Genomic DNA, 4,536 nt, shown 5'->3' on the forward strand with positions numbered 1-4,536 from the left:
GGAGATCGAGCGCACCAAGCTGCTGCTGGACGACCTGGAACGCAAGGACGAGATCATCTCCGTGCTCGACATGGCCGAATCGGGCTCGGGCGTGCGCATCTTCATCGGCTCGGAGAACCGCCTCTTCTCCCTGTCGGGCTCGTCGCTGGTCGTCGCGCCCTATCGCGACGGCAACCGCCGGGTGGTCGGCGCGCTGGGCGTGCTGGGCCCGACCCGGCTCAACTATGCGCGCATCGTGCCCATGGTCGACTACACCGCCCAACTGGTCTCGCGCATGATCGAGCATGAATAGGGCGCGCCGGCCGGGGTTGATTTTTCGGCGTGCGCACTCGATATCGCGGCCAAAGCGCTTCCCCGAACCGATGGACAGGATGAATGGCTGACAATGATCGCAAGCCGGAAGGCGCCGGCCCGGACGTCAATCCCGCCAGCCGCGAGGGCCTGCGCAAGGCCGCCGACGAGCTTTTGAAGGCCGACCGGGCCGCCCGCCGGCGCGCGGCCGCCGCCGATGCCGACGCCTATGCCGAATTCGAGGCGGCGAACGATCCGGACGGTTTCGACCATGAAACGGCCGATGGCGGGTTTGCCGGCGCGGCGATCGCCGAGGAGATCGAGGCGATCCGGGCCGAGAACGCCGACATGAAGGAGCGGCTCCTGCGCCTTGCCGCCGACATGGAGAATCTGCGCAAGCGCACCCAGCGCGAGGTCGCCGACGCCAAGGTCTACGCGGTCACCGGCTTTGCGCGCGACATGCTGGGCGTGACCGACAATCTGCGCCGCGCCATCGAGGCGGTCACCGACGAGCAGCGCGACGGTGCCGACGCCACGCTCAAAAACCTGCTCGAAGGGGTGGAACTGACCGAGAAATCCATGCTGTCGGCGATGGAGCGGCACGGCGTCAGGCGGCTGGCGCCGGAGGGCGAGCGGTTCGATCCGAACTTCCACCAGGCGATGTTCGAGGTGCCCAATCCTGACGTGCCCAGCAGCACCGTCGTCCAGGTGGTGCAGGCGGGCTATTCGATCGGCGAGCGGGTGCTGCGCCCGGCCATGGTCGGCGTCGCCAAGGGCGGGCCCAGAGCAGAGAAGGCGGAGAAGGCCGACAAAGGTGAAAGCGCCCGGAAGCAAGAGCCCGGCGCGCCGGAGGCCGAAGCCGAAAAGGACGCGTGAACACGGTCAGGGCGCGACCTCTGCGAACAGTCGCCACGCCATCGCGGCGGCGCGGTCATGGATGGCCGCCCGGTCCACGCCGGGCGGATCGACGCAGATCGCCGGCCGTGGAAAATCAACCCCTGATCAGCCCGGCATCGATCGCCGCCTGACGCAGCGAGACCTGCGGGCGCGGGCCGACCTGTTCGATGACGATGGCGGCGGCGAGCGCGCCCAGCCGGCCGCAGGTCCGCATGTCCATGCCCCTGGTGTAGCCGTAAAGGAAGCCGGCCGCGTAGAGATCGCCGGCGCCGGTCGTGTCGACGAGCTTGTCGATCGGCGCGGCCGCGACCGCCGTATGGGCTCCCTCGCCGTCGATGATCATCGATCCCTTTTCCGAACGCGTGACGACGGCGATCACGCAGTCGGCGGCGAGCGCCTCGCGCGCCGTGTCCAGATCGGCGGTCTGGTAGAGAGATTTCGCCTCGTCCTCGTTGGCGAACACGATGTCGACCGTGCCCGAGCGCATCAGATCGACGAATTCCTCGCGATAGCGGTCCACGCAGAACGGGTCCGAAAGGCTCATGGCCACCACGTTGCCATGGGCGTGCGCGATCTCGGCGGTCCGGCGGATCGCCGCCTTGGCGCGCGGCGGGTCCCACAGATAGCCCTCGAAATAGGTCACCTTGGATTGCGCCGCCTTGTCCGCCTCGACATCCTCGGGGCCCAGTTCCACGCAGGCGCCCAGATAGGTGTTCATGGAGCGCTCGCCGTCGGGGGTGACGAAGATCATCGAGCGCGCCGTCGGCGGGTTTCCGTTCAGCGCCATCGTGTCGAACGAAACGCCCTGCGCCCGGATGTCGTGCCGGTAGATGTCGCCCAGCGCATCGTCGGCCACCTTGCCGAAGAAGGCGGCCGTTCCGCCGAAACTTGCGATGCCGGCCGCCGTGTTGCCGGCGCTGCCGCCGGAGGTTTCGACGGCCGGCCCCATCCGTTCGTAGAGCAGTTCGGCGCGGTGCGCGTCGATCAGGTTCATCGCGCCCCGGATGATGTTGTTTTCGCGCAGGAAATCATCCTCGGCGCGGGCGATGATATCGACAACCGCATTGCCGATGCACAGAACGTCATAGTGGCTCATGGCGTGTCCCGGTTGGTTTTGCGCGCCTTTAGCGCGTGGCCGGCGCGATGGGAAGGCCGCAAGCGCCCGTTGCATCGCCGCTCCGGTGCGCCCATCTGCCGGCCATGGTCATCGCTTCGGCACGCAAGGCGCTCGGCGAACTGCTGGACCCGGCCCTGCGCCGGGTCCTTTGGAAATCGATCGGGCTGACGCTGGCCGTGCTGGTCGGGGCGTGGTTCGCGATCCGCCACGCCGTCCAATGGGCGGCGCTGCCCTATCTGGAGGCGTTCGTTACGGGTTTCGCCCTGCCGGACTGGATCGGCGCGATCGGCTTCTTGGCGACGATCGCGGCGGGCATCGCACTCGCCGTCGGCCTTGCCTTCCTGGTCGGGCCGGTCAGCGTGGCGGTCGCGGGCATCTTCCTTGACGATGTGGCCGAGCATATCGAGCGGCAGGACTATCCGGGCGAACCCGCAGGCAAACCGCTGCCGCTCGGCCGGTCGGCCGCGCTCGGTGTCAAGTTCTTCGGCGTGGTCGCTGCCGGCAACCTGGTGGCGCTCCTGCTGCTGCTCGTGCCGGGCGTCAATCTCGTCGCCTTTGTCGCCGTCAACGCCTATCTGCTCGGGCGCGAATATTTCCAGTTCGCGGCGATGCGCTTTCATGACGAGAAATCGGCCAATGCGTTGCGCTCCAGGCATTCGGGCACGGTGATCCTTGGGGGCCTTGTGATCGCCGCCTTCATGGCGGTCCCCATCGTCAACCTGATGACACCGCTGTTCGGCGCCGCGCTGATGGTCCATCTGCACAAGGCGATCGCGGCAAGGGATGCACGGGCCGGAACCGGTCTTGCCTCGGCAATTGCGGCTGAACGAACCCCTGAAGCACCCGAGTGATACAATGGAAAGCGAAAGCGCTCCATCCGTGCGTTGTGGTGGGGCGACCGGGTTTTCGTTTCCAGCCCGGCCGGCGGCGCCTATCCGCCGAGCAGCGGCCGGAGCGCCGCGGCGATCAGCCACAGCGCCAGGCCGAAGGCGGCCAGCCCGGCAACGCCGAAGCCGACAATGCGCTGCCAAAACGGCGCCCTGGCCTGGATGAAGTGCCAGGCATGCAGCGCCCGCGCAAGCGTGAAGGCCAGGCCAAGAAGGTGCACCAGCCAGGGGGCCATGCCCGCCAGCGCGGCAATCGCCAGCATGATCAGGAACAGCGGCATGTTCTCGGCCGCGTTCGCCTGGCCGCGCATGATGCGGGCCAGATGTGCGTTCCCGCCGTCGCCGACGGCGATCTTGTGGCCGCGGCGCAGCCTGCCGGTCTCGTTGGCCAGCCAGAACATGATCAGCATGCAGAGCCCGGCATAAAGGCCTGCGGCGGCAAGGCTCGTCTCGTTCATCGTCCGTCTCCCTGGGCACTGCCCGCCGATAGCGCGGAATGCGGCCCGACGCACGCCCGATCGCCGACCGTCACACGCCGAATTGAGCCGATGTGACCGCGCGCCCTGTTCTTTGGATGCCACTGGTCTACAAATCAGGGGATATGATTTCTCCGACCCATTGCCCGAAAGGTGTTCCGGACCCGTGTTCAAATCGTTCTTCCCGCAGCCCAAACTGTTCTTTCTGTCCGCCCTGATCTGGACCGTCGTGGCGATGATCGCCTGGTATGCCGGCGCCGGAAGCTGGGGCGCGTTCATCGGCCTTGGCGCGACGCCCGACGGCGCCGATCCGGTGATCGGCCTTGGCCATTTCGTAACGCCCGAGTTCGTGTGGTTCTACATCTATTTCATCGTCTTCACGGTCGCCTTTTATGGCTTTTGGCGCTGGCGGGCGGCTCATCCATGGGAACTATGGTCGATTCTTGGCTCGGCGTTCATCTTGTTCTTCACCTATTTCAGCGTTCAGATTTCCGTTGCAATCAACAATTGGCGGCGGCCTTTTTTCGATAGCGTTCAAGAAGCGCTGACCGAAGAAGCCAGCGTCACTTCAGCCGAACTCTTCATTCTCCTGCTTTCTTTTGTCGAACTGGCAACCGTTTGGATATTTATACTGGTCGGCGCACGTTTCTTTATCAGCCATTATGTCTTTCGCTGGCGCACGGCCATGAACGATTATTACATGGCGCGCTGGAAACAGGTGCGGCACATCGAGGGTGCCTCCCAGCGCGTTCAGGAAGACACGATGCGTTTCGCCGGCATCATGGAAGGGCTGGGCTCGCACGCCATCGATGCGGTGATGACGCTGATCGCCTTCCTGCCGGTGCTGTGGGGTCTTTCCGAATATGTC

Annotated in this window: 5 protein-coding genes and 1 pseudogene; 4 read left to right on the forward strand and 2 right to left on the reverse strand. The window is 65.8% G+C overall.

Going from position 1 to position 4,536, the window contains the following annotated elements; genetic code table 11:
* Both hrcA and grpE read left to right on the forward strand, forming a co-directional pair.
* Nucleotides 1-292, forward strand: a pseudogene (gene hrcA / locus AC5E6L_RS07265) (heat-inducible transcriptional repressor HrcA); the annotation flags it as partial.
* A gap of 83 nt (nucleotides 293-375) precedes the next feature.
* Complete coding sequence (gene grpE / locus AC5E6L_RS07270) at nucleotides 376-1,167, forward strand: nucleotide exchange factor GrpE (RefSeq protein WP_491772281.1); 792 nt, start codon at nucleotides 376-378, stop codon at nucleotides 1,165-1,167.
* A 115-nt stretch (nucleotides 1,168-1,282) separates the two neighbouring features.
* Here grpE and AC5E6L_RS07275 read toward each other — a convergent pair whose 3' ends face one another.
* The gene (locus tag AC5E6L_RS07275) at nucleotides 1,283-2,284 is read right to left on the reverse strand and encodes an adenosine kinase (protein ID WP_491772283.1); all 1,002 of its coding nucleotides are present in this window, start codon (nucleotides 2,282-2,284) and stop codon (nucleotides 1,283-1,285) included.
* Between the two features lie 104 nt (nucleotides 2,285-2,388).
* Between AC5E6L_RS07275 and AC5E6L_RS07280 the strand changes: the two genes are divergently transcribed.
* Nucleotides 2,389-3,156, forward strand: coding sequence for a sulfate transporter family protein (locus tag AC5E6L_RS07280; protein ID WP_491772285.1), 768 nt, complete (start codon nucleotides 2,389-2,391; stop codon nucleotides 3,154-3,156).
* A gap of 80 nt (nucleotides 3,157-3,236) precedes the next feature.
* Here the strand turns inward: AC5E6L_RS07280 and AC5E6L_RS07285 are convergent, their stop codons facing one another.
* On the reverse strand, nucleotides 3,237-3,650 hold the full coding sequence (locus AC5E6L_RS07285; protein ID WP_491228879.1) for an MAPEG family protein: 414 nt from the start codon (nucleotides 3,648-3,650) through the stop codon (nucleotides 3,237-3,239).
* A 184-nt stretch (nucleotides 3,651-3,834) separates the two neighbouring features.
* On the opposite strand from AC5E6L_RS07285, the gene AC5E6L_RS07290 reads away from it, so the two are divergent.
* On the forward strand, nucleotides 3,835-4,536 hold a 702-nt coding region (locus tag AC5E6L_RS07290), incomplete at its 3' end, for an SbmA/BacA-like family transporter (protein ID WP_491772301.1).

It is taken from the genome of Roseitalea sp. (assembly GCF_984466335.1).

What these genes read in the sequence shown, in the direction of transcription:
- grpE (WP_491772281.1), top strand. Translation starts at nt 376, where the DNA reads ATGGCTGACAATGATCGCAAGCCGGAAGGCGCCGGCCCGGACGTCAAT.
- AC5E6L_RS07275 (WP_491772283.1), bottom strand. Translation starts at nt 2,284, where the DNA reads ATGAGCCACTATGACGTTCTGTGCATCGGCAATGCGGTTGTCGATATC.
- AC5E6L_RS07280 (WP_491772285.1), top strand. Translation starts at nt 2,389, where the DNA reads ATGGTCATCGCTTCGGCACGCAAGGCGCTCGGCGAACTGCTGGACCCG.
- AC5E6L_RS07285 (WP_491228879.1), bottom strand. Translation starts at nt 3,650, where the DNA reads ATGAACGAGACGAGCCTTGCCGCCGCAGGCCTTTATGCCGGGCTCTGC.